Annotated in this window: 1 protein-coding gene; it reads left to right on the plus strand. The window is 22.4% G+C overall.

Going from position 1 to position 228, the window contains the following annotated elements; translation table 11 throughout:
• On the plus strand, positions 1-228 hold a 228-nt coding region (locus tag ACR6JA_RS22185; protein ID WP_494599546.1), incomplete at both ends, for a hypothetical protein.

The following is a 228-nucleotide window of genomic DNA, read 5'->3' on the forward strand; positions in this document are numbered from 1 at the left end:
AAAAACAAAAAAAAAAAAAAATGTTACAGACCCAAACGGAAGAAAAATAACACCAAAAAAACAAAAAACCCAGAATGAAAAAAAAAAAACACATTGCAAAAAAAAAAAAAAACACAAAACCAAAAAAAAACAAACCACAACACTCAACAAAAAAAAAAAACACACAACACCCCACCAAAAAAAAACAAAACACAAAAAAAAAAAAAAAAAAAAAAAAAAAAATAAACC

Source organism: Cedecea sp. B1(4) (assembly GCF_059414925.1).